General features: G+C 25.0%; 16 protein-coding genes. 6 read left to right on the top strand and 10 right to left on the bottom strand.

Annotated features, from left to right (window positions below; genetic code table 4):
• Positions 1-50: 50 nt before the first annotated feature.
• Positions 51-5,909 (bottom strand): MGA_1079 family surface serine endopeptidase, encoded by a 5,859-nt coding sequence (locus T405_RS00145; protein WP_036429842.1) that lies wholly within the window; start codon positions 5,907-5,909, stop codon positions 51-53.
• A 193-nt stretch (positions 5,910-6,102) separates the two neighbouring features.
• Here T405_RS00145 and upp point away from each other — a divergent pair, with 193 nt between their 5' ends.
• The 4 genes from upp to T405_RS00125 are packed head-to-tail and all read left to right on the top strand — an operon-like array spanning position 6,103 to position 13,223.
• Positions 6,103-6,729: a uracil phosphoribosyltransferase gene (upp, locus tag T405_RS00140; protein WP_036429839.1), complete on the top strand. Its 627-nt coding sequence runs from the start codon at positions 6,103-6,105 to the stop codon at positions 6,727-6,729.
• A 7-nt stretch (positions 6,730-6,736) separates the two neighbouring features.
• Positions 6,737-9,058: a class I tRNA ligase family protein gene (locus T405_RS00135; protein WP_036429837.1), complete on the top strand. Its 2,322-nt coding sequence runs from the start codon at positions 6,737-6,739 to the stop codon at positions 9,056-9,058.
• 9 nt (positions 9,059-9,067) lie between these two features.
• Positions 9,068-11,779, top strand: coding sequence for an endopeptidase La (lon, locus tag T405_RS00130; RefSeq protein ID WP_036429834.1), 2,712 nt, complete (start codon positions 9,068-9,070; stop codon positions 11,777-11,779).
• Complete coding sequence (locus T405_RS00125) at positions 11,769-13,223, top strand: amino acid permease (RefSeq protein WP_036429831.1); 1,455 nt, start codon at positions 11,769-11,771, stop codon at positions 13,221-13,223. Before lon ends, T405_RS00125 begins: the two co-directional genes overlap by 11 nt.
• A 78-nt stretch (positions 13,224-13,301) precedes the next feature.
• Here the strand turns inward: T405_RS00125 and T405_RS00120 are convergent, their stop codons facing one another.
• The 7 genes from T405_RS00120 to mnmA all read right to left on the bottom strand — a co-directional run bounded on the left by T405_RS00120 (position 13,302) and on the right by mnmA (position 21,386).
• Positions 13,302-15,365: an MIP family Ig-specific serine endopeptidase gene (locus T405_RS00120; protein WP_036429830.1), complete on the bottom strand. Its 2,064-nt coding sequence runs from the start codon at positions 15,363-15,365 to the stop codon at positions 13,302-13,304.
• Positions 15,366-15,456: 91 nt separating this feature from the next.
• A complete protein-coding gene (gene hpt / locus T405_RS00115; protein WP_036429828.1) occupies positions 15,457-16,014 on the bottom strand; it encodes a hypoxanthine phosphoribosyltransferase in 558 nt (185 codons plus the stop codon).
• A 40-nt stretch (positions 16,015-16,054) separates the two neighbouring features.
• On the bottom strand, positions 16,055-16,537 hold the full coding sequence (greA, locus tag T405_RS00110) for a transcription elongation factor GreA (RefSeq protein ID WP_036429826.1): 483 nt from the start codon (positions 16,535-16,537) through the stop codon (positions 16,055-16,057).
• A gap of 12 nt (positions 16,538-16,549) precedes the next feature.
• The gene (locus T405_RS00105; protein WP_036429825.1) at positions 16,550-17,215 is read right to left on the bottom strand and encodes a BC85_0335 family putative methyltransferase; all 666 of its coding nucleotides are present in this window, start codon (positions 17,213-17,215) and stop codon (positions 16,550-16,552) included.
• On the bottom strand, positions 17,208-17,645 hold the full coding sequence (ruvX, locus tag T405_RS00100; RefSeq protein ID WP_036429823.1) for a Holliday junction resolvase RuvX: 438 nt from the start codon (positions 17,643-17,645) through the stop codon (positions 17,208-17,210). Before ruvX ends, T405_RS00105 begins: the two co-directional genes overlap by 8 nt.
• The gene (gene alaS, locus T405_RS00095) at positions 17,633-20,257 is read right to left on the bottom strand and encodes an alanine--tRNA ligase (protein WP_036429821.1); all 2,625 of its coding nucleotides are present in this window, start codon (positions 20,255-20,257) and stop codon (positions 17,633-17,635) included. The genes ruvX and alaS overlap by 13 nt, the downstream gene beginning before the upstream one ends.
• Before the next feature lie 10 nt (positions 20,258-20,267).
• Positions 20,268-21,386, bottom strand: coding sequence for a tRNA 2-thiouridine(34) synthase MnmA (gene mnmA / locus T405_RS00090; RefSeq protein ID WP_331708016.1), 1,119 nt, complete (start codon positions 21,384-21,386; stop codon positions 20,268-20,270).
• A 95-nt stretch (positions 21,387-21,481) separates the two neighbouring features.
• Here mnmA and T405_RS00085 point away from each other — a divergent pair, with 95 nt between their 5' ends.
• Positions 21,482-22,081: a chromate transporter gene (locus T405_RS00085; protein ID WP_036429878.1), complete on the top strand. Its 600-nt coding sequence runs from the start codon at positions 21,482-21,484 to the stop codon at positions 22,079-22,081.
• Complete coding sequence (locus tag T405_RS00080; RefSeq protein WP_309299777.1) at positions 22,081-22,755, top strand: chromate transporter; 675 nt, start codon at positions 22,081-22,083, stop codon at positions 22,753-22,755. The genes T405_RS00085 and T405_RS00080 overlap by 1 nt, the downstream gene beginning before the upstream one ends.
• A gap of 54 nt (positions 22,756-22,809) precedes the next feature.
• Here T405_RS00080 and T405_RS00075 read toward each other — a convergent pair whose 3' ends face one another.
• Together T405_RS00075 and T405_RS00070 are read right to left on the bottom strand one after the other, a co-directional pair.
• Positions 22,810-23,019 (bottom strand): RNA-binding S4 domain-containing protein, encoded by a 210-nt coding sequence (locus T405_RS00075; RefSeq protein ID WP_036429819.1) that lies wholly within the window; start codon positions 23,017-23,019, stop codon positions 22,810-22,812.
• A gap of 1 nt (position 23,020) precedes the next feature.
• Positions 23,021-24,133: a DNA polymerase III subunit beta gene (locus tag T405_RS00070; RefSeq protein ID WP_036429818.1), complete on the bottom strand. Its 1,113-nt coding sequence runs from the start codon at positions 24,131-24,133 to the stop codon at positions 23,021-23,023.
• Positions 24,134-24,137: the final 4 nt, after the last annotated feature.

The raw sequence follows: 24,137 nt of genomic DNA, 5'->3' as shown, positions 1-24,137 counted from the left end.
ATTAAAATAATAAATATAAGGATAAAAGAAATCTATTGCTTAAGTGGGTTTTATTCGTCAAATTCCTTAAAGTATCATGGTAAAGAATATAAGTAAGGATTTTTTGCATTAGCCTTCATTATATATGAAGCAAGTGATCTTTTGTTGTTTAATTCTAATGGATTTTCTTTATTTCAATTTATTCCGAAGTAATTAAAATCATTAGTGCTGTATGCCCAACTTTGTAAGAAAGTTAGTGGTGCACCAGAGTTAATAGTAGAAATAAATTGATTGTCCATCCCTATTACTCCGGTACCTGAATTACCAGCATTGAAGAAGGTTTGTATATAACCATTTTGTCTTGAAAAACCAACTGAAAAATCATTAGAACTTGATCTGTTAACTATATAACCATTTTGTTTTGCTAATGGGAAACCATTAAATGCATATTGTCTTCTTACTGGTCCAAAAAATTCTAAATGATCAGTTCCGTTAGTTTCTAATTTTAAAGGAGGTAATTTAAATCAATTTTCTAGTCAAGCAGCTTGCAAGAATCTTCCTGTTCTTCTTGCTTGCTTAATAAGAGGTTTGATATCTATAACAAAAACTGTCATATCAACAAATTTATTAGATTCATCACCATTCATATTTTGTTGTTTTAAACCTGTTCAAATTACTTGACTTTTTGCATTATTTACATTATATAAACCTCCTCAATAACTAAACCCATTATCTATGTTATTTGCATAATCAGGAGCAGCTATAGCTAGATATCTACCACTATTTTCTCTATCAGGTATATTATCTCCTGTAATTGAATCTATATCAAAATTATGTCCTGCTTCAACGTGATTGTTAGTGATAATATAAAATTTCCCATCTTTAGGATCATTATTAACTTTAGATAACATTGTTGCAGAACCAAAACTATAACCAAAAGTTCTACTTCTAGAGTTATCTACTATATCTAATGTATTTTTTTCTCAAGTTTTATGAATAAACTCAAAATCTTGTATATATCCATCATGTAATTTATAGTGAACATTTTGATTGGGATTGTATTTATCTAAATTGTATATTTCAGGATCACTATAAAAAAGAATAGGTTGTCCTTCTTGGTTATAGTCAATTTTATTGTAATCAAATTTATTTGTTGTTATTTGGAAATTTTCTTCTTCGACAGTATTTTTATATTCTATATGAACTGCAGCACCATTATTTGCTAATAAAAATGCTTTTTCAGGTAAAAACTCATCGAATCTTGGGCTGTTATAGAAATTAGCACCAGTTAATAAGTTCTTTTGAACATTATCAACTAATAATTTGTATTGATTACTTGTTATTGTAAAAATAAATTCTATATCATTATTATCCTTTAAATTAGCAGTTAAGCTAAAATTAATTGTAGGAGCTAATCTATCGCCATTATTTTCGAAATAAACATTAGATGTTTGTCCTGATATAGAGATAGATTTTTGAGTTTTTAGTAAATCATAATCAAAAGTAAAATCATATCCTTCGTTTTGACCTCTTCCGTTTATTCTGCTTAATCTCTTAGCATTTTGAACTAATGTATTACCAAATAAATGTAAGTGAATTTTTCTGTTATTGGAATTATTTGATTCAAAAGTCTTTTCGAGATACTTAGATTTTAAAGTTCAGTTTGCCCTATTATTTTCTTTATCATAGTTTCATAATGCATCTTTATAATAGAATTCTAATTCTCTGCTTCTAAGAACATTGTTATTCTCTTCAAAAACTGTTGTAAGAGGTATTGTTTTAGAAATATTTAATTCAGCAACATTATTTGAAATATTATTAAATCCTTCTAATAAGTATCAAGTATTACTTTTTATAGTAGCACCATTTTTCACATATTTTAATTTTATATATGCTTTATTGTTTTGGTGTGGTTTAATTTCGTCTAATTTAATATTATCTGAATTTATACTAAAGTTATTGTATGTTAATGCAGTGCTTTTTATAGTAATATAATTACTAAAATTATTTTCAGTCAATTGGTTAGCACTTATTGTATTTAGATTTTGAATTGTAAAATCAGATTTTTTAATTTTGTTCAATATAACTTCTGGATATAGTTTTTCTTTATAATCATTAACTAGATTAATTAATGTTATTTTGTGGTTTGTTTTATATCTAATATTAGTATTCTGTTTGTTTATGAATCCTAATTTAAAACTCATTTCTCCCTTATTTTCACTTGTTACATCATAAAAATAAATAAAATATTTTTGATATAAACTATTTGTATCAACATCATTGGATACATCAGAATCTTTAAAAATATTAGATTCTTGAAGGGTTATAGAATTAGAATTACTTGTTTTTGGAGTTTCGTCTTTATTTGAATCTTTGTTTGTAAATGAACCATTCTGATCATTTGGTTTTTCATCAACATTAGTAACTGTATTTTTTAGAGTTAAAACATAATTTAGCATTAAAGAGGCATTTTGTTCAATTACATCTTTTGGATCTAAAACTCTATAATGAACAGATTTACTTCCTGCTTCAGCTTGTGCTTTTCTATAATCAAAATTTCTTCCATTAATTTTGTTTATTGCATCAATATCGCTTTGAGGTAGGTTATTTGCTTCTTGGCCTAAAGGAATAGGGATAAAGTCTTGATCTGTAAAATGAGAATTATTTTTTGGTTTGATATCTCTATATTGAACTGGTTTTCAATTTTTTATAACTATACTCATTCTATCTTTAAAATTAACATCTCTTTCGCTTGGATTAGGTGTTAATGGCATTTCTTGATTATTTTCATCTTTATACCAGAAAAATATTTTTGCTTCACCTTTTAAATTATCTTTAGAAATTGTTTCTTTGGCAAAAATCTGATATTTCCCTATTTTTGGTCATGTATAAAATTCATTTATAAAAGCTGCTGGATCTTTTTCAATTACCGAATGATGTCCATGAGTATTATTAGAATTTTTTATATTAATTAAATCATATAATTTTTCACCTGATTTATCGCTGAAAATGTCAATAATTTTATTTTTATATTTTTCATCAACTGGATCAGATACTTCTTTGTAATAAGTTCCATTAGTTATTTTAAGTGGAATTTCTTTTGATATACCATTTTTAGAAATAACAAAGGTAAAAATAGCAGAAACTCCTAATTCATTAGATACAACATCAAATAATGAACCAGAATTTTCTTTTAAAACTATTGTTGAGTTTTCTGGAACTACAAAATCTAGAACATCATTATCTGTTTGAGTAAATCATTTAATAAGAATTTGTTTTACTTCTTCTGAAGAAAGTTGATTGTTTTGGACAGAATTATATTTTTTGTCTAGTTTTGGAAAACCTTGTTCATCGTTTGGTTTTCTTGTAGCAGATTCAATAATAAATTCTTTATTATTGAATTCGTTTTTAATTGTTTCATAGAAAGGTTTAATTTTTTTGAATCAGAATCAATATCTAAATAATTGGAATTCTTTTGCTGTTTCTGTGTATGGTTTATTTTGCATTTCAGTAAATAAATTAAAATAATTTGGAGCTTTAAAATAATCACTATTTTCTTTAAAAGTTTCTTTTAACTTAATATTTGTTTCTAATGTTTGTTCAGGAAGAAAATCTGCAACATCATTTGAATTTATTTTAAGAGTTTTAATGATAGATTCGTTTAATAAGAATTCTATATCTAATTGTATTTTGTTTTCTCGGTTTGAAAATGATGTAGAATCGTTTTTTATTCTATATTTAAAATACTCATTAGTATAAGTTTTATTTTCTTTAATATAATTACTTAAATTACTTAAATTTAATTCAGATTTTTTTAAATTACTTAAACCAATGTAATCAATATCATATAATTCTTCTAGATTCGTAATACTTATGTTGTTAATTTTTTCATTAATATCAATTGATGAGTTTACTTCTTTAATGTTCAAAGAACCTCTTACCATCGCTGTTTCATTAGCATTATTTTTGTTAGTTGCTTTATAATTAAAATTAACTATATTTTTGTTTTCGTTATTAATTGAAACACTTTCTAACTTATAATCTATTTCAGAATCATTTTGTTCAAGTAAGTATAATTTTGCGTTTTCTTTGTTAAATGAAAGTGATGATAAGTACCTTTTTAAATCATATTTATCTAACCTTGGATCTAGTTCAACTCTAAGTTTACTTTGAGCAAGGGTTTCAAAAGAAACATTTTGAATATTATATTTTTGTTTTAATTCGTTTAGTTTATTTGAATAGTTTTGTAATTTTTGTTTTGTTTCTGTTTTATATTGGCTAATGTTGTTTATATCAAAATCAATTATTTGTCCATTATTATTAATGTTAGTTAGGGTTTGATTTTGTAAATTATTCAATTCATTTATTTCTTCTTGTGTTAAATTAGAAGAATTCAAAAGATTTCTATCAATTTTATTTGATTCAAAAATTGTAAATAATTCTTGTAAAGAGTGTAGTGAAATTATTTTTTCTTGAATAACATTTACTAAATTTTGATTTTCTAGTCAAGTATTTAATTTTTGAATAATTTCAGTAGTGAAGTCCCTTAAATTTAATAAAGAATTAAAGTTATTTTTAATTTCATTTAATAAAACTAAACCATTTAATCTTCTAAATTCGGTGTTTAATTCATTTTTATATGAAACTAAGTTATTTAAATATACATCATTTTTTTGTATGTTTTCTACATCTTTTAACTCTTCGTCTTCTGCACTAAAGTTATTATTATTTACGAGTTCTTCTAATTTGTCTTTGTTACTACTATTTAAATATAAAGGATCGTTGTTTGTTTTTAGATTTTGGTAATTTTTTATTATTTCATTTATTTCTTCTTTGTTTGAATTTAAAGAAACAGCTCTATTTTTTAATAAATCAATATTTGCTTTGGTTATAGAAGCGTTAATTTCATCTATAAATTTATTTTTTGTTCTTTGTGTTAGTAAATTTAAAGAGTTTAAGAAGGTTTTATTTTTGGTTTTGTATTGGTTTAGTTCTTCATTATCTGAACTTCCTCTTCTTAATTTTTTAGTAACAACATCTAGAATTTTTCAAATCTTATTATTTAGTGATTCTAAATTGCTTATAAAATTACTTTTATCTTCTATTAATACATTATATTTATCTATTTCTTCTTGTATTGTTATGTCATTTGGATATTCTTGTTTAATAGAATTCAATTGATTTGTTAAATCTTTATATTCTATTGCTTTTTCTAAATAATCATTAAAATTCCTTGGTGCATTAGAAAAAACAACTACTTCAGAATAATCTATATCTAAGCCTAATTCATTGAATTTTGTTATAAAGTCTTCATAGTCTTTTTTATAACTTAAGAAATTCGTTTCATGTGATTTTGCATCAAATTTTATTTGAGCAATTTTATTATTAATTTCTTTAATATTAACTATTTCAGCATTTCTATTGATAAAAGAATTTAATTCATCTAAATAACTTTTATACCCAAATACAGAGAATGAAAAATCTTTATGATCTGATTGATAATTTAAAAATTTTTTGAATGAATCTCTTAATACTTCATCTCTTACAAAAAACTCTTGTTTTATATTTAATTCTTCTCTAAGATTTGTATAATTTCTCAAAAACACTTTTAGTTGTTCATAATACAAATTAGTGGTAAGTTCATCATATGTATCTTGAGATTTTAAATTTTCAATGATTTTGTTCTTGAATCCAGAAATGTCTTGATAACTCTCTATAAATAAATTATTGATTTTTTCAATAAACTCTCGATTCTTGTTATCCACAATGGGTTCAGTAGGTCTTTTTTCATCATCTGTTTTTCCTGGTTCATTGCTTGTTTCATAATTTTTCTTTAGTCCCAATGTTGCACCAATAATTATTGATGATAAAGAAACTAATGAAACAACACCACCTATAACAATTAATTTTCTTTTTTTCTTTTTATCCATTTTTTACCTTTCATTGATAATGAAATTATACATTTTTCAATTTTTTTGTTTTTTAATAAAAATATTATCATAAATGTTTTATTTTTGTTTTATATTTAAAATAATTTATATATAACTTGCTTAAAACTTTATTATTTTTAATTAAAATAAAAAGTTTATAATTTAAAGAATATATTAAATAAAAAAGGAAAAAATGCTAAAAATATTAAATCATCCCCTTATAAGAATTAAAATGACAAAATTGCGTGATAAAGAAACAAAACACAAAGAGTTTCGAAATATTTTAAACGAAATCGCATCATTAATGGTTTTTGAAATAATGAGAGAATATGAAACAAAAACAAAAATTGTTATAACTCCATTGAATCAAAAATTTATTGGTGAAACTTTTCTAAAAGAAATAATTTTAGTCCCTATCCTTAGGGCAGGATTAGGGATGGTTGAGGGTTTACTTAATCTCATACCTAATGCTAGAGTCGGACATATAGGTATGTATAGAGATGAAACCACTTTATCTCCTCATCCATATTACTTTAAAATGCCTAATGTACCTAAAGATAGTTTAATTTTTGTTGTAGATCCCATGTTAGCAACAGGAAATTCTGCGGTAGATGCAATAAAACAAATAAAAAAAGAAGGTTTTACTAATATACAATTAGTTTGTTTATTAGGAGTTAAAGAAGGTGTTGAGAATGTAATAAAAAATTTTGGTAAGGACTTTAATATTTATTTAGCATCTTTAGATGAAAAATTAAATTCAAACGGTTATATAGAACCAGGTTTAGGTGATGCTGGTGATAGAATTTTCGGAACTAAATAGGAGGATTATGTCAAAATATAAAGAAATAGAAAAGAAATGACAAAATTATTGAATTGAAAATAAATTATTTGAACCTAAAAATGACTTTAATTTACCTAAAAAATATATTGTTAGTATGTTTCCATATCCTAGTGGAAAAATACATATGGGACATGTTCGAAACTATGTTTTGGGTGATGCAATTGCTCGTTTTTACAGAAGAAATAACTATAATGTATTCCACCCATTTGGTTGAGATGCTTTTGGTTTACCAGCAGAAAATGCAGCTATAAAAAATAAAGTTCATCCAAAAGAATGGACTTATAAAAATATAGAAATAATGGATAAAGAAATACAAAAATTAGGTATTTCTTTTGCTTGGGATCAAAAATGTGTAACCGCAGACCCTTCTTATACAAAATGAGAACAATTTATTTTCCTTGAACTATGAAAGAAAAATTTAATTTACAAAAAACAAAGTTCATTAAATTGATGTGAAAATGATAATACAGTGTTAGCAAATGAACAAGTAATTGATAACAAATGTTGAAGGTGTGATAATGTTGTAGTTCAAAAAGAAATGGAGACATATTATCTAAAAATAACAGAGTATGCTGATGAATTATTGTCAGAACTTAAATCTTTAGAAAATCATTGACCTCAACAAGTGCTAACAATGCAAAAAAACTGAATAGGTAAAAAAACTGAATATAAAATTGATTTATATGTTTTAGAAAACAATTATAAAATAACAATATTTGAAGAAAGTTATGACAAAATATTGAATGCAAATTTTATATCTATTAGTTCAAAGCATGAATTAATAAAAATATGAAAAGAAGAATTTAATATTACGAGAGAACAAGAAGAATATTTAGAAAAAATAAATTCTGCTATCTCTAATAAAGATTTTAGTAAGAAATTGTGTTTAAAAACTCCGTTTAGTGTTATAAATCCTGTCAATGGTAAAGATACACCTATATATGTCACAGATTTTACAAGTTTTAATATTAATAAAAACATAAGTTTTGTTAGCTTTTTAGATGAAACGCAAAAAACTTTTATGAAATTTAATAATATAGTTTTTTCTCATAATGAAAACTCACCATTATTAAAAGAAGAATTATTAACTAGAGATACATATTACAATTTATGTGATTGAGGAATCTCTCGTCAAAGATATTGAGGAACCCCAATTCCTTTAATTAATTGTGATAGTTGTGGAACACTACCTGAAAAAAAAGAAAATTTACCTGTTTTATTACCTAATGATGTTGAATTTAACGGTAATGGAAATCCAATTTTAACAAGTAAGACTTGACTAGATGTTAAATGTTATAGATGCAATGGTTGAGCAAAAAGAGAAACCGATACATTAGATACATTTTTTGAGTCTAGTTGATATTTTATGAGATACACCACTCCGACTCAATTAAGAGAAGATATATTATTTCAAAAGGAAAATATCAACTACTGAAATCAAGTTGATGAATATATTGGTGGTATTGAACACGCTATATTACACTTATTATATGCAAGATTTTTTACAAAAGCCCTGTCTGATTTAAAATTAATAAATTATCGTGAACCTTTTAAAAATTTGCTAACACAAGGGATGGTTTTAAAAGATGGTTCTAAAATGTCTAAATCAAAAGGTAATGTTGTAGAACCAAAAGATATGATTGACAAATATGGGACAGATGCAACAAGGTTATTTGTTTTCTTTGCAGCACCTCCTTCAAAAGAATTAGAATGAAGTGATTCAGGAATAAATGGATGTTATAAATTTTTAAATAAATTTATAACAAGAATACAAGAAGTTTCTAAAATCGAAAATTTTGATTCCCTTAAGATAAAAGAACTAAAATTATCTTCACAAGAAAAAAAAGCGAGAAAAAAACTTTATTTAGGTTTAAAAAAATATATAGAAATTTTTTCTAACAAGGAATTAGAATATTCATATAACACAATCATTGCTTGAGTTATGGAAACATATAATGAATATGAAACAATAACAAATAAATTGTTATTACAAGAAATGTTTTATATCTTATTAAATATATTAGAACCTTTTGCGCCTCATACTGCATGGGAATATTCAGAAAAATTATTTAAATTAAAAAATTTAACTGATTTTACTATAGATAAATCTGCTCTAATAGATGATGAAATAAGTTATGGAATAACTGTTAATGGAAAATTAAGAGGTGAAATAACTGTTTCAAAAGACTTGTCTAAAGAAGAAGTATTAAATTTATCTAAAAAACAAATCAATAGTTGAATAGAAAATAAAAAAATAGTTAAAGAGATTTTTGTACCAAACAAACTCATTAACTTTGTAATAAAATAAAGGAGACAAATGTCAAAAGAATATAAAGTATCGCGTTTGCTTATTTCTGGAATGACTAATATTTCATTTCCTGGAGCAATTCACCAAATAAAAATAAAGAAAAATGAATTGCTAGAAGCTGATGTTGACTTAAAAAATGAAGAAAAATTAAATGTTGTGATTGCTTATTCCGATGAACAAAAAGCTCTATATCCTAAAGCAATTACTGCTAAAATTATTGATATTCAGAAAATACCTAACAACAATAGTAGTGTAGTATTAACTTACATTAATACTGGATTTTTTAATTTAATTGACTATGGTTATGCTGAATTATTGTTTGATGGCAAAGTTGATCAAGATAAATTTTATTCGCTTACAAGAAATGAAATAAAAAACAGCAAAATTCCTGTTGGTTCTGTAACTTCATGTTATGGTCATATAGTACCGATTGCTGAATATGATAACACAACTATAATAAGAAACACTGACGAAAGTTCTATAAATATAATAAGTGAAGCAAGCAATATTTATCCTACACCTCAAACCGTTGATCATATTTATAATTTTTTCGCTGAATCTTTAAAGAAAAATATAAAAGAAGGTGTTATTGAAATACCAGATATTGGAAAAATTTTATTTGTAGAAAATTTATTTAAAAAGAAATATGGTAGAAATCATTTATACATAGAAGAACTTCTTAATGATAAATATAAAATACAAAATCCTACAGAGTATAAAGATAGATGAAGATATGTTGCTACATATTTATCTTTTATGAAACCTGAATTTACTGAAAAAGTTACTGGTTTTTTAGCATTTGGTGATAAACAACTTTTAGCAATAACTGATTCTGTACTCAATATTGTTAATAGCAATTTTGAAATGGAAAGCCAAATGGCAAAAAAAATGTCAACGAAACTTAATGACCAACACAGAGAATTTGTTATTAGAGAAAAAATTAAATGATTACAAGAAGAACTTGAAGGAATGAATGTTCCTTTAAATAAAGAAGAAGAATACCAAAAAGAAATTAGTGATTCCATAAAAAGCAAAAGATATCCTGAATCAGTAAAAAAAATAATTGCTGAAGAAACAAAAAGAGCAAATGAAATGATGGCAGCTTCTCCTGAAGCTAATATTTCTAAAACTTATGTAAGTCACTTAAAGAAATTACCTTGAAGATTGACCCAAAAAGAACTTTTAGATTTGGAGCACTCTAAAAAAGTCTTAAGCAAATATCATTATGGATTAGAAGAAGTAAAACAACGTATCTTGGAGTACATAGCTGTAATTATTAATACAAAGGAAAATGCAAAAAAAGAATCAAACAAATTAAAATATAATAATGAACTTGAAATAGATTTAAATCTATTTAAAGAAGAAAATAAAACAAAAGAAAAAACATTCAACAATGTTCCTATTTTATGTCTTGTTGGTCCTCCTGGTACAGGTAAAACCTCATTATCAAAAGCAATAGCAGAATCCTTACAAAGAAAATTTGTAAAAATTTCTCTTGGTGGTGTAACAGACGAAAGTGAAATAAGGGGACACAGAAGAACATATGTTGGTGCTATGCCTGGTAAATTAATAAAAGGTATTTCTCAAAGTGGTGTATCTAACCCTGTAATTTTATTGGACGAAATTGATAAAATGGCTTCGTCAAATAAAGGCGATCCTGCTTCAGCTATGCTTGAAGTGTTAGACCCAGAGCAAAATTCAAAATTCCAGGATCATTACTTAGAACATGAATATGATTTATCTAAAGCCATATTTATAGCAACAGCAAACTATTACGAAAATATTCCTCCAGCACTAATTGATCGTGTTGAAATAATAGAATTGTCTGCTTATACATTATCAGAAAAAATAAACATAGCTCAAGAACACCTAATGCCAAAAGTTATAGAACAAGTTGGTGCAAAAAGTAATTTCTTAAGTATTAATAATGAAACAATGAAATACATTATTCAGAATTACACACGTGAAGCAGGTGTTCGTGGATTAAAAAGAATATTAGATAAATTAGCTAGAAAGTTTATATTTAAAAAATTAGAAAACAAAAATAAAAAAGAAGTATTCAATTTAAAAATTAGTGATTTAGAAGAATTATTAGGACCAGAAAAATTCAAAGAAAGCGATAGCGAAGATTACCAAACACCTGGTGTTGTAAATGGTTTAGCTTATACAGCTGTTGGTGGGTCATCTTTACAAATCGAGGTTAATACATATCCAGGTAAAGGTGAAATAAAACTCACTGGTTCATTAAAAGAAGTTATGAAAGAATCTGCAAGTATTTCTTTATCTTATGTAAGAGCAAATGCTGAAAGATATGGAATTAAAGGTTTTGACTTTGATAACACAACAATTCATATCCATGTTCCTGAAGGAGCAGTCCCAAAAGATGGACCAAGCGCAGGTGTAACTTTTACAACAGCACTGATTTCTTCTTTATCAAAAAGAATAGTTCCATCTCATTATGGAATGACAGGTGAAATAACTTTACGGGGTAAGGTTCTAGATATAGGTGGTTTAAAAGAAAAATCATTTGCTGCATCTCAGAAGAAATTAAAATTCGTTTTTATTCCGTATGGAAATATAGTAAATTTAAGGGATGTACCACAAGAAATTAAATCTAATTTAACTTACATACCTGTACATACATATGATGAAATATATGATGTTATTTTTAATAAAAAAGAACCTCAAAATAAATTAACATTTAAATTAAATGAAAAATAAGCATTTTACAGAAAAATCATTTACTTTCTTAACTATTAACTTTATTGTTGGACTTGGTTTTTTAACAACAATCACTGAAATATTTAATTTAGGTTTATGAGGTTATCTTGTAATAGGTCTTTCTTTGTTAACGGTTTGCGGAACTGCTTTAGTATTCTCTAGAATGGGTAATGCATTTAAGGATCACTATGGTGGTTCTTATTCTTATGTAAGACACTTAGATAAAACTTTGTTTGAAGAAGAGCTTCCAAACTTTAGTAAATGAGAAAGAATAAAAAGAAAGCTGATTCATAATTTTTGTTTTTATGTTGGTTGAAATCAGTTTTTACAATCTCCTGTTTTATCATCTATATCACCTTTATTTTTAGCTAGCGCATTTGAATTGGCCATACCTAAAACAACACATAATTTTGAAATTATTATTTGATCAATCAGAATAATATCCATTGTTTTTTTCGGTAGCTTAATATTAATTTCAACTAAAGGTTTAAAACTAAATACTAAAGTTGTTTTTATGACTTCTGTTGTTAAATGAGGTTTTATTGCATTAGGATTGTTTATTTTAATAGGATTTATAATAAAAAATTCTGGAGCAGGATACTTAGATTTGGTTTCAAAACAAATAAAAAAACAAGTTTCTGTTAGTTTAATTTTTGTAAATGTTTTAATTTTTATATTTGCTTTTGCCGGTATTGAAGATATGGCTTCTATGGCAAAAGATGCACATTTTAAAAATTTTAGAAAAGTTTTATTTATTTCATTAGGAATAGTTTCATCTATTTATTTTGTTTCATATACGTTATTTTTGGGTTTAAAACTTAATGAAAATGATACAATTGAACATTTTTCTAAAATTTACCATTTAGCTTTAGGTTCTGCTGGTATAGTTGTGTTTATAATAGGGTTTATTTTTAATGATATTGGTTATAAAATAACACAAAGTGTATCCACAGCACGTAAATTAATACCACTAGCACTAGATAATCACATCAACCCTAAATATGCTGACCATAATCAGCATGGCGAATATAAAAATGCAATTTTATTTACTGCTATACTAACATTTTTATCTATGCTAGTTTTATGATTACTACCAACTTTATTAAGTAAAGATTCTTCAGAAAACAACCCTTATTTTACTGCTGTTATAGGTGTAAATGCTGTTGCTTTGCTATTAGAAGATACTTTTACAACTGTTGTTGCTTTAATACTATCAAGAAAAAAAATTATTGACAAAATCCCTCTATGAGAGAAAATTATTTATTCTATAAATATAGTTTGAATTCTAACATTACTAAACATTTATCTTTTCCCTTTTATTTTAAATAATGATTGAAAACAAGAACATACTTTCGTTATAGTGGTTTATTTATCATTTATCTTAATAGGTTTTGTTTTTAAATTATCTTGAACTATAAAGCAAAAAAGAAAATCAAAAAATTAACACATTGTGTTAATTTTTTTGAATTAATATTTAGTTTATTTGATATAAAGAATAAAGTTAACGTTCTTTCTTTATAATCTACTTCTTGAAACCTTCAGGGAATAAAGCTGTTTTAAAGTTATTATCATTAAATCCGTTTGGATAAATTTTTGCTAAATTCTCTCTGTATGAAGCAGTTTGAGCAGGGAACCTGTTTTTATCTGTTCCGTCTATTAAATTATATGCTTTTATAGGAATATTTCCTTGAACATCTTCTGATAAAAGAAAAGGAGCAAAACCTGCATTTTTACTTAAATCACCATTTTCAACATTTGCTGAAACTGTATTATAAATTCCTACCATTTGTCCGAACTCATTATAAACTAATGAACCAGAAGCACCATAATAAAGTGATGAAAATAGTAATGAGTAATTATAACCATAATAATCACCTAATAATTTGCCTTGCGCTTTACCATATGGAGAAACGTTGGAATTAGTAATTCTTTCTTCTCCTTGACTTGTAGCAAATGAAAATGCTTTAGCATTTTTTGGTTCTCTAGGATATCATTGTATATTTTCATCATATCTTTCAGTTGGGTTGTTTACAGACCACACAGAACCATTATTTGAACTAGGATAACCTCCAATATATAAATTCTGAGCATTTCATAAATTATTTCTTGTTGGATTATTTTTTTCTTTAGCAGCACTAAAGTAATCTGTTGTTTGCATAAATGAAGAAATATTTTTATCTTGGTTAGGTAATTTATTAGTATCTTTTAATCTTTTTAAATAATTATCTAGAGCAGTAATTGATTTTTTAAACAATTCTTTTAGTGAATTATCCATGTTTGTCATATTTATTTCTATTTCAAAAACTGCAAAGTCTGTATAAATAGGAATAAATTCATTCGAATCTATTGCTCTTTTAATTACCTTATCTTCTGAATCTTCATCATCGTCTGCTACCACAGAACCGTTATTTTGTTGATTGTTTAAGTATTCTCTAGCTTTTCTTTTTAAATCTTCTTGTAAAGGATTTATAAATTCTTTTTTAATGAAATCATAACCAGCAAAAATTAATTTCGGAGCAGAAATCCCCCCCGTTTTAGTTGTTATAGATGCTGAAGTTCCGCTTAAATTAGCATCTTTAAATTTTTCATCTGAACTTCATCATTTTGCATAATATTGTTCTGTTCCTTTAAAGTTATTTGGTACTTCAGTATTATTTCTCGATGTTTTAATTTGTTCATAAGTACCTTTTGCTTTTCCTAAAGAAATTGATTTTGCTTTAAGGTCTCTAGGATCATTATAATTTAAAGATTGAGCTATATTATCTTCTAGTGTGTTTGACAACATAGAAGCTACATGTAAATTTGTAGCAAAGAATAATTTATAATTATTTTCATCTTTTTTATAATAATCTAATAATCAAGCAGTTCCACTATCGGTTGATAAGAAATAATTTTCATCACCTGTTTTTTTACCTACTCCAAATTTAATAGCAAAAGTTCTGTCAAATATTTCATTATAAATAACTTCTTTATCAACTTTTGTGAATTCATTTACAAAATTAGGATATGTGTGTAAATTTGTTCTATCAAAAGAAGGGAATGTAAAACCAGGAGGTAAACCAGGGAATTCTGGTGGTTGTGGCCCTGGTTGTGGTTGGATTGGATCGTTCGGTTCATTTGATGGGGGTGTTTTCAAATCTTTATCCTCTTTAACACTAAATGATAATTCTGTGTTTATTTTTTTTTCATCTATTTCTAAATATTCAATTTTATTTTCTTTATTCTTAGAAATGTTTGATACATCAAAAATTAATACCATAGTATTTTCATTAAAAGAAGAAGGTGATAAAAAACTTTCATTATGTTGAATTTTTAATTTAATTGAAGATAATATGTCTTTTATTTTTTTATTATTTATCTCTTTATTTGATATTAAAATTTCTAAAACGTTTTTGTTATTTTCACTTTTAACCTTTAATTCAGTAATTTTTAATTCTTTTACTTTTGTTTCTGGTTTACTAGGTTCTGTTGGTTTTTCTTCGGGAGTACCGTTTTCAATAGTTTTGTTTTGTTTGCATGAAATGATAGATAAAGGAAGAATTGTTCCTACAGATAAAATCGAAAGTATTTTAAATTTGTTTTTCATATTTTCCTTTCTAAATCTATTATATAACTTTAACATTAATAAATCATATATACTTAATCTTATTAATTGTTTGAATTATTATTTAATGTAATTACTTATCTTTTGAATCAAAAATTTTCGTGTCTAAAACACCTATGTATGGAAGATTTCTCATTTTTTCTTTGTAGTCTAGACCAAAACCTACTAAAAATTCATCTGGTACTAAAAAACAAGAATAATCAGCTATCAAATCATTTTTTCTGTGATGTGGTTTATCCATCAATGTAATAATCCTTAATGATTTAGGATTTCTACTCTTTAATATATTAGTTATTTTTTCTAAAGTTATACCACTATCAATAATGTCTTCTACTATTAATACATCTTTATTTTTAATGTCTTGTGCTAAATCCATAATTATTTTAACACTTCCTGTTGACTCTTTTTTTCCGCTATAACTACTTGCTGTCATAAAATCTAAAACGTGCTCTATTTTTATATTTTTAATTAATTGAGCTAAAAAAGGAATAGAACCTTTTAATAACCCAACTAAAATTAAATCATTTGAATTTTTATAAGTTTGATTTACCCAATCAGAACCCTCAAGAATTTTTTGTTCAATAAATTCTTGAGTAAACAATATTTTTTTAATAAAAGGATGTTTTTTCATTTTAAAATAAAAAAGTCGTAGAAAAATACGACTTCATTCCCTAAAGATGTTCTATTTTTAAAACCTTAATCATAAATTTATTAGGTCCATCAACTTCGACTTCTGCACCAACTTCATTCCCTATTAAAGCATTTGCTAAAGGAGAAACAAGTGAGACTTTTCCTTCAAATGGATTAGCATCGTGTGTTCCGGTAATAGTTATAGTTTTTTCTATATTTTTATCTAAAATTAAAAATGTTACAGTAGAATTTATTCCTATTTTAGTTTCATTGGTATGAGCTTTAGATTCAATGATTTGAACGTTATCTAAAATAAACTCAAGTTCTTGGATTCTTCCTTCTACAATTCCTTGACGCTCTCTAGCTGCATCATATTCAGCATTTTCTGATAAGTCCCCTTGTGCACGCGCTTCTTTTAAAGCTTCTTGAACTAGTTTACGCTCAACATTAATTAAGTGTTCATATTCTTTTTTATACTCATCGTATTTTTGTTGTGATAAATAATTTAAATTTTGGTTATCCATTTTGCTCCTTTTTTATATTATACTTTTCTTTACTATTATTAAAAATTTATTACTAAAATAAGAAATTTCATGATTTATGTTTTGATTTTTTAAAATATTTATTAGATTTAAAATATCTTTGTTTTTGTAATATTTTAAACATATAGCTATCATTCCATTTTCATTTAAATTAGAAAAATAATTGTTATATATTTCTTGAATTTCTAGGTTTGATTTAAATACTGCAACAAAATCTATTACTTGATTTTCATAAGGTGTAATTTCTTGTTGGAACTCGTTTGGTAATTTCATTCTAACTTTGTTAAATGTTTTAAAATCAAATTCGTTAGGTAAGTAATATGAAGTTTTTTTTACTTTTTCACACAGTGCAACAAAGTTAAATAAGTCATTTGAACTAAGTATTAACAAAGAATTATATTTGTTTATATAAAATGTGTTTATTAGACCTTCAATATCTATATCATCTGATTTTGACTTAAATTCTTCTTTTAAATGAAAAGGTAAAATTCCAACATCATTCCTCATTGATTGTATTTTCATCAATGCTTCTTGTTGTGATTTTAATACAAATTTTTGACGGTATTTTTTTGCTCAAATTTGTAGACTTATGTATAAACCTATACCTAAAACAAAAACAACAATAGCAGAAATAATCAATATTGTTCTAGTGTTACTCATTTTTACTCCATTTATTTTTGTGGTAGTCTAAATAATCTTGCAAAATTAATTGTGCTGCCATTTTATCTTTGATTGCTTTTCTTTTCTTTGAAGATAAACCTATATTAATTAAATTTTCTTGGCTTTTTTTAGTTGAATATTGTTCATTAACAAATAAAAATGGTATTTTAAATCTTTGATAAAGTTTTTGAGAAAATTCTTCAACCATAATTGTTCTTTCACTTTTTTGACCACTAATTTTTGTTGGATATCCAATTACAAAACCATCTATTTTGTATTCGTTCATAAATTTATGAACTTTATTAAAAACTGCTTCAAAATCATTTTCAGACATTGTGAAATTATCCAAACCTGAAGAAATAATTTCGTTTTCATCTGTTATTGCAAACCCACATGATTTAGTACCTAAATCAAAAGCTAATTTTCTCATTTTATTTCTTTCAATAAAGTGAGAATATCAATTTGCTTGTTTAGTTTACCCATACAAAGAATAGAGTTTCCTCCACCTTTGCCAAGGTTATTGTGTTTAAAAATTAATTGACCTAATTTATTTGAATCAAAACTTTTTGAAGCAACAACTAATATCGGATTGACTTCATCTGTAGATAAAACAATAATGCTTGAAGGAAATTTTTCCCGTAAAGAACTAGCAATGTTTTTAATTTGGTTTTTGTTAATGTTTTGATTTATATATAAATTATAGTTATTTAATTTTATAAAATTTATATTTTGATAATCGAAAACAAATTCATTATTTATTTTTTTATTAATTTCTACAAAGTGATTTCTTGCTATTGAAATATGTTCTTTTAATTGTTCTATTGCTAGTTCTAAATCATTATCTAATGAATAATCGAAATTATAGTTAATATCTAGTTTTTGATTTTTTTCAATTACTTTATCGAGTTCTAATATCAATTTATTTTTTTCTTCTTCTAAGTATTCATTAACTAACTCATCAGAAGAAATAGCTCTAATTCTAAATATTCCTGCCGCTTTCTTTTCAACATTAGTGATTTTAAAATTTTCTAGTTTCTTGGTATTGCTCAAGTGTGTTCCGCCACATAAATCTGCTGTAATTCCTTCAAATTGGACAATTCTTACTGATTTAGGGTCCATATATTCTGCTTCTTCAAGTGTCATTATAGCACCCATTTTTTTAGCTTGTTCTGTTGTCATAGTTAAATAATTACGTTTTACATCTTGTTTAATATAACTTCTAACTAAGTTCTCTATATTTTGTATTTCTTGTTCCGTTGGTTTGGTATCTGCTGGTAAATCAAAAGTTAAACGTTCTTCATTATTATCAGAACCAAGTTGTTTTATTTGAGGCCCTAAAATATTTCTTAGAGCACAAAATAATAAATGAGTACCTGAGTGATTACGTTCAAGACCTAATCTTATCTGTTTATCTACAAAACATTCAACTTGTTCGTTTTTATTAATGTTACCCTCTATTTTGTGAATGTGGTTTCCGAATTTATCTTTAAACACATCTAAAATAATTATTTTTTGATTATTTTGTTTTATATAACCTCTATCATGTTTTTGACCACCACTAGTAGCATAAAAAGGGGTTTTATCTAAAATCACATAACTTGTTTCTTTAGAATCTTGAATTTCTCTTTCTGTATTTAATAAATATAAAATTTTGGATTTTGAATATGTATCAGAATAACCAATAAATTCATCAACTTTATTTTTTATTAAAGTCAATGAATTTATTACTTTATCCATTCCAGAAACTTTTTGGTTTTTACTTGCTAGAGAGTGTTGTTCTTTAGCTTGTTCATATGATGAGTAATCTATTTTGATACCTTCTTGTCTAAGAATCTCATCTGTTAATTCTATTGGGAAACCATATGTTTCAAATAATTTGAATGCTATATTACCTGGAAATACTTTTTGATCTTTTGATATGTGTTGAAATAATAAATTTCTTCCGTTTTCTATTGTTTTGGAGAAAATTTCTTCTTCGTTTAATATTATTTCTCTTACTTTTTCTACATCATATCCGAAAGGTAATGTGTCTTTAATTATTTGTGTTAATTTATATAAAAAATTACCTGAAATATTTAGCATTATTCCGAAATAAACACTACGTCTTATTAAACGTCTTAAGATATAACCTCGACCTACATTTGAAGGTTTAGCTCCATCTGCGATTGCGTTCACCACTGTTCTCATATGGTCAGCAATAACTTTAAAATAAGTATTGATTTGGGTTTGAGTTTTATCTTTACTAAAGTAATTAGATGTTTTATATCTGTAATTTGTGTATTTTTCTATTTCATTAATTATTGGTAAAAATAAATCTGTGTCAAAATTCGTTGGAACGTTTTGTAAAATAGAAACTAACCTTTCAAAACCAGCACCAGTATCAATATTTTTTTGTTTTAATTCTGTGTAATTTCCTTGTCCATCAGAATTAAAAGTAGAAAAAACTATGTTTCAAATTTCTATATAACGGTCATTTTCTATATCATTTTCCAGCAACTCTATTCCTCTAGAATCATATTTAAGACCTCTATCATAAAAAATTTCTGTGTTTGGTCCGCACGGTCCTGATCCTACTTCTCAGAAATTAGTTTTTTTATCTCCTGGAATTAAATGGGATTCTTTAAAACCGTTTTTTATTCACAAATTTCTTGTTTCTAAATCTTCTTTATAATAAGTAAAATAAAGTTTATCTTTTTCTAATTTTAAAACATCTAATAAAAACTCTTTTGCATATTCAATAGCTTCTTTTTTAAAATAATCACCTATAGAGAAATTACCTAACATTTCAAAAAAAGTGTGGTGTCTTGCTGTTACACCGACATTTTCTATATCATTTGTTCTAATTGATTTTTGTGAGTTAACTAACCTAGGACAAGGCGGTATTTTTTTGCCTGAAAAATAATCTTTTAGTGTGGCTACACCACTATTTATCCATAATAAAGAAGGATCGTTTTGTGGGATTAAACTTTTTGAAGGAACAACATAATGGTTTTTAGATTCAAAAAAGTCTAATCATTTTTTTCTTATTTCTTTTGAAGTCATTTTTTCCTCTCTATAAATATTTGATTCATTCGTTATTCATAAAAACTTTATCTATAATTCCGCCACCAATACATTTTTGTCCTTCATAAATTACTACTTGTTGACCAGGGGTTATTGCAAATGATTTTTCATAACTTATTTTGATTTCTTTATCATTTAATATTTCCATTTTTATCGGAATATCTTGTTGTCTATATCTGAATTTAGCAGTTAAATTATTTTTATCATATTCAAAATGATTAAACGTATAATCAGTTGCTATTAAACTGTTCGATTCTAAATATTCTGGTTTGGAACTTGGTGCAACATACAAAATATTTTTGTATACATCTCTACCACAAACATAATGTGGTTCTGTCATTCCACCTAAATTCAATCCTTTACGTTGTCCTATTGTATAATAAAAACAACCGATATGTCTACCTAATATTTTGTTTGAAGTGATATCAACTATATTTCCTTCTTGAGCAGGTATATAATTTTGTAAAAATTGAGTAAAATTTCTTTCTCCTATAAAACAAATACCTGTAGAGTCTTTTTTTTGTGCAGTAACTAAATTTAATTCATTTGCTATTTCTCTTATTTGTTTTTTTGTTAGATTTTGTAATGGCATAATTACTTTTTCCAATTGTTGGGTAGTTAACTGGGCTAGGAAATAAGTTTGATCTTTTTCTTGATCTTTTGCGCGATATAATTTTCCTTTTTCTACTTTTGCATAATGTCCCATCGCTATATAATCTGCTTTTAATTTATTAAATGCGTATTCAGCAAATTTATCGAATTTAATATATTTATTACACAATATATCAGGATTAGGTGTACGACCTTTCTTATATTCTTCTATAAAATTTTCAAAAACATTATCTCAATATTCTTTAACAAAATCAACTCTAAAAATTTTTATTCCTAATTTATCTGCTACCTTTTTTGCATCGTTATAATCTTGCTCTTGCGGACAAATGTTTTCATTTAAATCTTTGTTTCCTAATATATCATTATTTACCATGCTATCTCAATTACGCATAAACAAACCAACAACCTCATATCCTTGTTGTTGTAATAAATATGCACTAACTGAGGAATCTACACCACCACTTAATCCTATTACTACTCTTTTTTTCATATATAACTTTCTTTATTTATTATAATTTTAATTATAATAAATTTATTTTATTTTATAAGTTTATAAAATGTATGATTTTAATTTGTATTATAATAACTATTATGCAGCAAAAAAAAGTTAGTATTATTCATTTAATTATATTTATATTAAAGGTTACTTTTATCGGTTTTGGTGGTGGCAACGCTTTAATGCCTATCATAAAAAAAGAAGCGGTTGATAAAAGAAAATGAATTACTAATTCTGAATTTGATGATATTGTAATTGTTACCAATATGTTACCTGGGGCGTCAGTTATTCAAACTATTTCTTATATTTGTATACATTTATTAGGGAAATTTAAAGGTATTTTAATTACTTTATTTGCTATATTACCTCATGTTTTAATAGCTTTTGCTTTTTTAATATTATCTAATTATTTACCTAAAGAATACATAAAGATTCTTTCTATTGGTGTCTTAATTTCAATTATTTCTTTTTTAATAGAGTTTGGTATGAGATATTTAAAACAGTCACAACAAAGCGTTTATACACCTTTATGATTGGTTATTTTTCTTTTTTCTTTTATTTATTGTTTTTTTATTCCCTCCCCTTATAACATACAGGTTGTAGCTATTTTGTTTGTAATGATTATTTATACATTTTTATATTTTTATTTAAAAAAGAAAAACAAAAAAATAATCCTTCAAAAAGGAGAGGAGTAATGATTTTTATTGGTTTTTTAATTAGTATTCCTTTATTGATTTTAATTTCACTTTCTGTTTTTGGTGGTGGCCAAGTTTTTATGCCTATTTTTAGATGGTTGTGAACTTTTTTAAGTTCGGCTTTTGGTTCACAAATATCAGAAGATAAAATCAATACTGTTTTTGCTATATCTAATTCTACTCCAGGGGTAGTATCAACAAAATTCGGTTTTTTTACAGGATTTTTGGTAGCATACAATGATGATGGTTCTGTTTTATGGTGAGGTTATGTAGCAATGTTTGTAACATATTTTTTCTTTTGTTTGCCTGCTATTATTATTATGTTATTAGCAATGAGATATATAAAAAAATTTAAAAGTAATTCTTTTGTTAAAAATATGTTAATTATATTAAGACCTATTATATCAGGAATTATATTTTCTTTGGTATTACAATTATTAGTTCAAATTTTTCTACCTGAAATAGAATTTAATAAAAATTCAATAAATTATTTTTCTTATACAAAAACAGAAAACAATTTTTTTAGAGGATACAAAGGTGTTTTATTAAAGATTTATGTTCCGTTAGGTATATTAATTTCTTATTATTTAGCAAAGAAGAAGTTTTCTTTATTTTTAATTATTTTATTAAATGTTTGTGTATCTTTTATTTTATTTGCTATACCTTATGTTTAAATAATAAAAACACCAAACAAAAAATATTCAAATACCTGAATATTTTTTGTTTTTTTATTCTTTTTCTATTTTATATATATTTTCATTTATTTTTAAAATATCACCTGATCTAATTTTTGAGTTTCTTGTGACGTTTTGTTTGTCATTTATTTTAATAAAGTTTTCTTCTATAAAAAATTTTGCTTGTCCACCTGTGTTTATTTCATCTATTTTCTTTAATAATTGTCCTAGTTTAATTTCATTTGTTTTTATTTTTATAATCATTTTAATACCTTCTTATAGGAGTTAATATTTGAATGTTTTCAGGGTATTTATCTGATAAAACATAAATTCTTTCGTTAGATTCATTAAATTTAATTTCTATTTCATCAGTGTTAACAACACTTAATGCATCTTTAAAAAATTGAAAATCAACATCTATATCTACTAAATCGCCATCAAATTCGAATCGGTTAGATGAAGCAGAGGATATTCCTGTTTCAGGGACTTCAAAACTTAGTTTTAATTCATTTTTATTTAATAAAAATTGTAATCTTCTTATTTTATCAGATGATTGAAAAATAACTTTGTTTACTAAATTAAGTAATGTATTTTTTGAAATTTTTAATGTTTTATTGTATATAGGTTTTAAAAAAGGAGAAATATCTGTGAAATTTTCTTTTATTAAATTTGTAAATATAACAGTTTCATTATAAGAAACACCTATTTTCTCTTCACCTAGAAATAAATCAACCTCTTTTGTTATTTCTTTAGGAAAAAGCTTTTTTAAATTTTTTGATTCTGCTAAAACATTAAAATCAAAACTTTCATTAAGATTAATTATTTGAGTAATTAATCTGTGACTATCTGTTGCTGTTAACCTTAAAACACCATTATTTGATTTTAAATTAATACATTTATAAATAACGAAATTAACTTTTTCTGTATTTTGAGAAGTAGCAAGAGAAACATTGTTTATTATTTCTCTCATTTCATTGCTATTAATTTTTGTTTTATTTTTTTGTAAATCAAAATTTATATAAGGATATTTTTCTATTTCTAATTTAGTCAAAATATATTTTGTTTTATTTTCATACAAAATAATGTTTAAAACGTCACTTTCAAAAAAAATTTCTTCATCAAATTTTTTAATTACATCTCTCATTAAGGAAGCATTAATCAAAAAAGAACCAGGTTCATAAATATTTATGTTATTATCTTTTGTTTTTATTATTTTTCTGACATTCAAGTAATTATTAGAACCAATCATTGTGATATTATCATAATCTATTTTAAATAATATACCTCTAAGCGGTATAAAAGCATCATTTGAGTCTATATAATTATTTAAAAATTCTACAGAATTTTCTATTAGTTTTTTATTTATTTTAAATTTCATAATT

Source organism: Mycoplasmopsis felis ATCC 23391 (assembly GCF_000701865.1).
Classification (GTDB): domain Bacteria; phylum Bacillota_I; class Bacilli_A; order Mycoplasmatales; family Metamycoplasmataceae; genus Mycoplasmopsis; species Mycoplasmopsis felis.
This window is presented reverse-complemented; position numbering and strand designations above follow the sequence as displayed.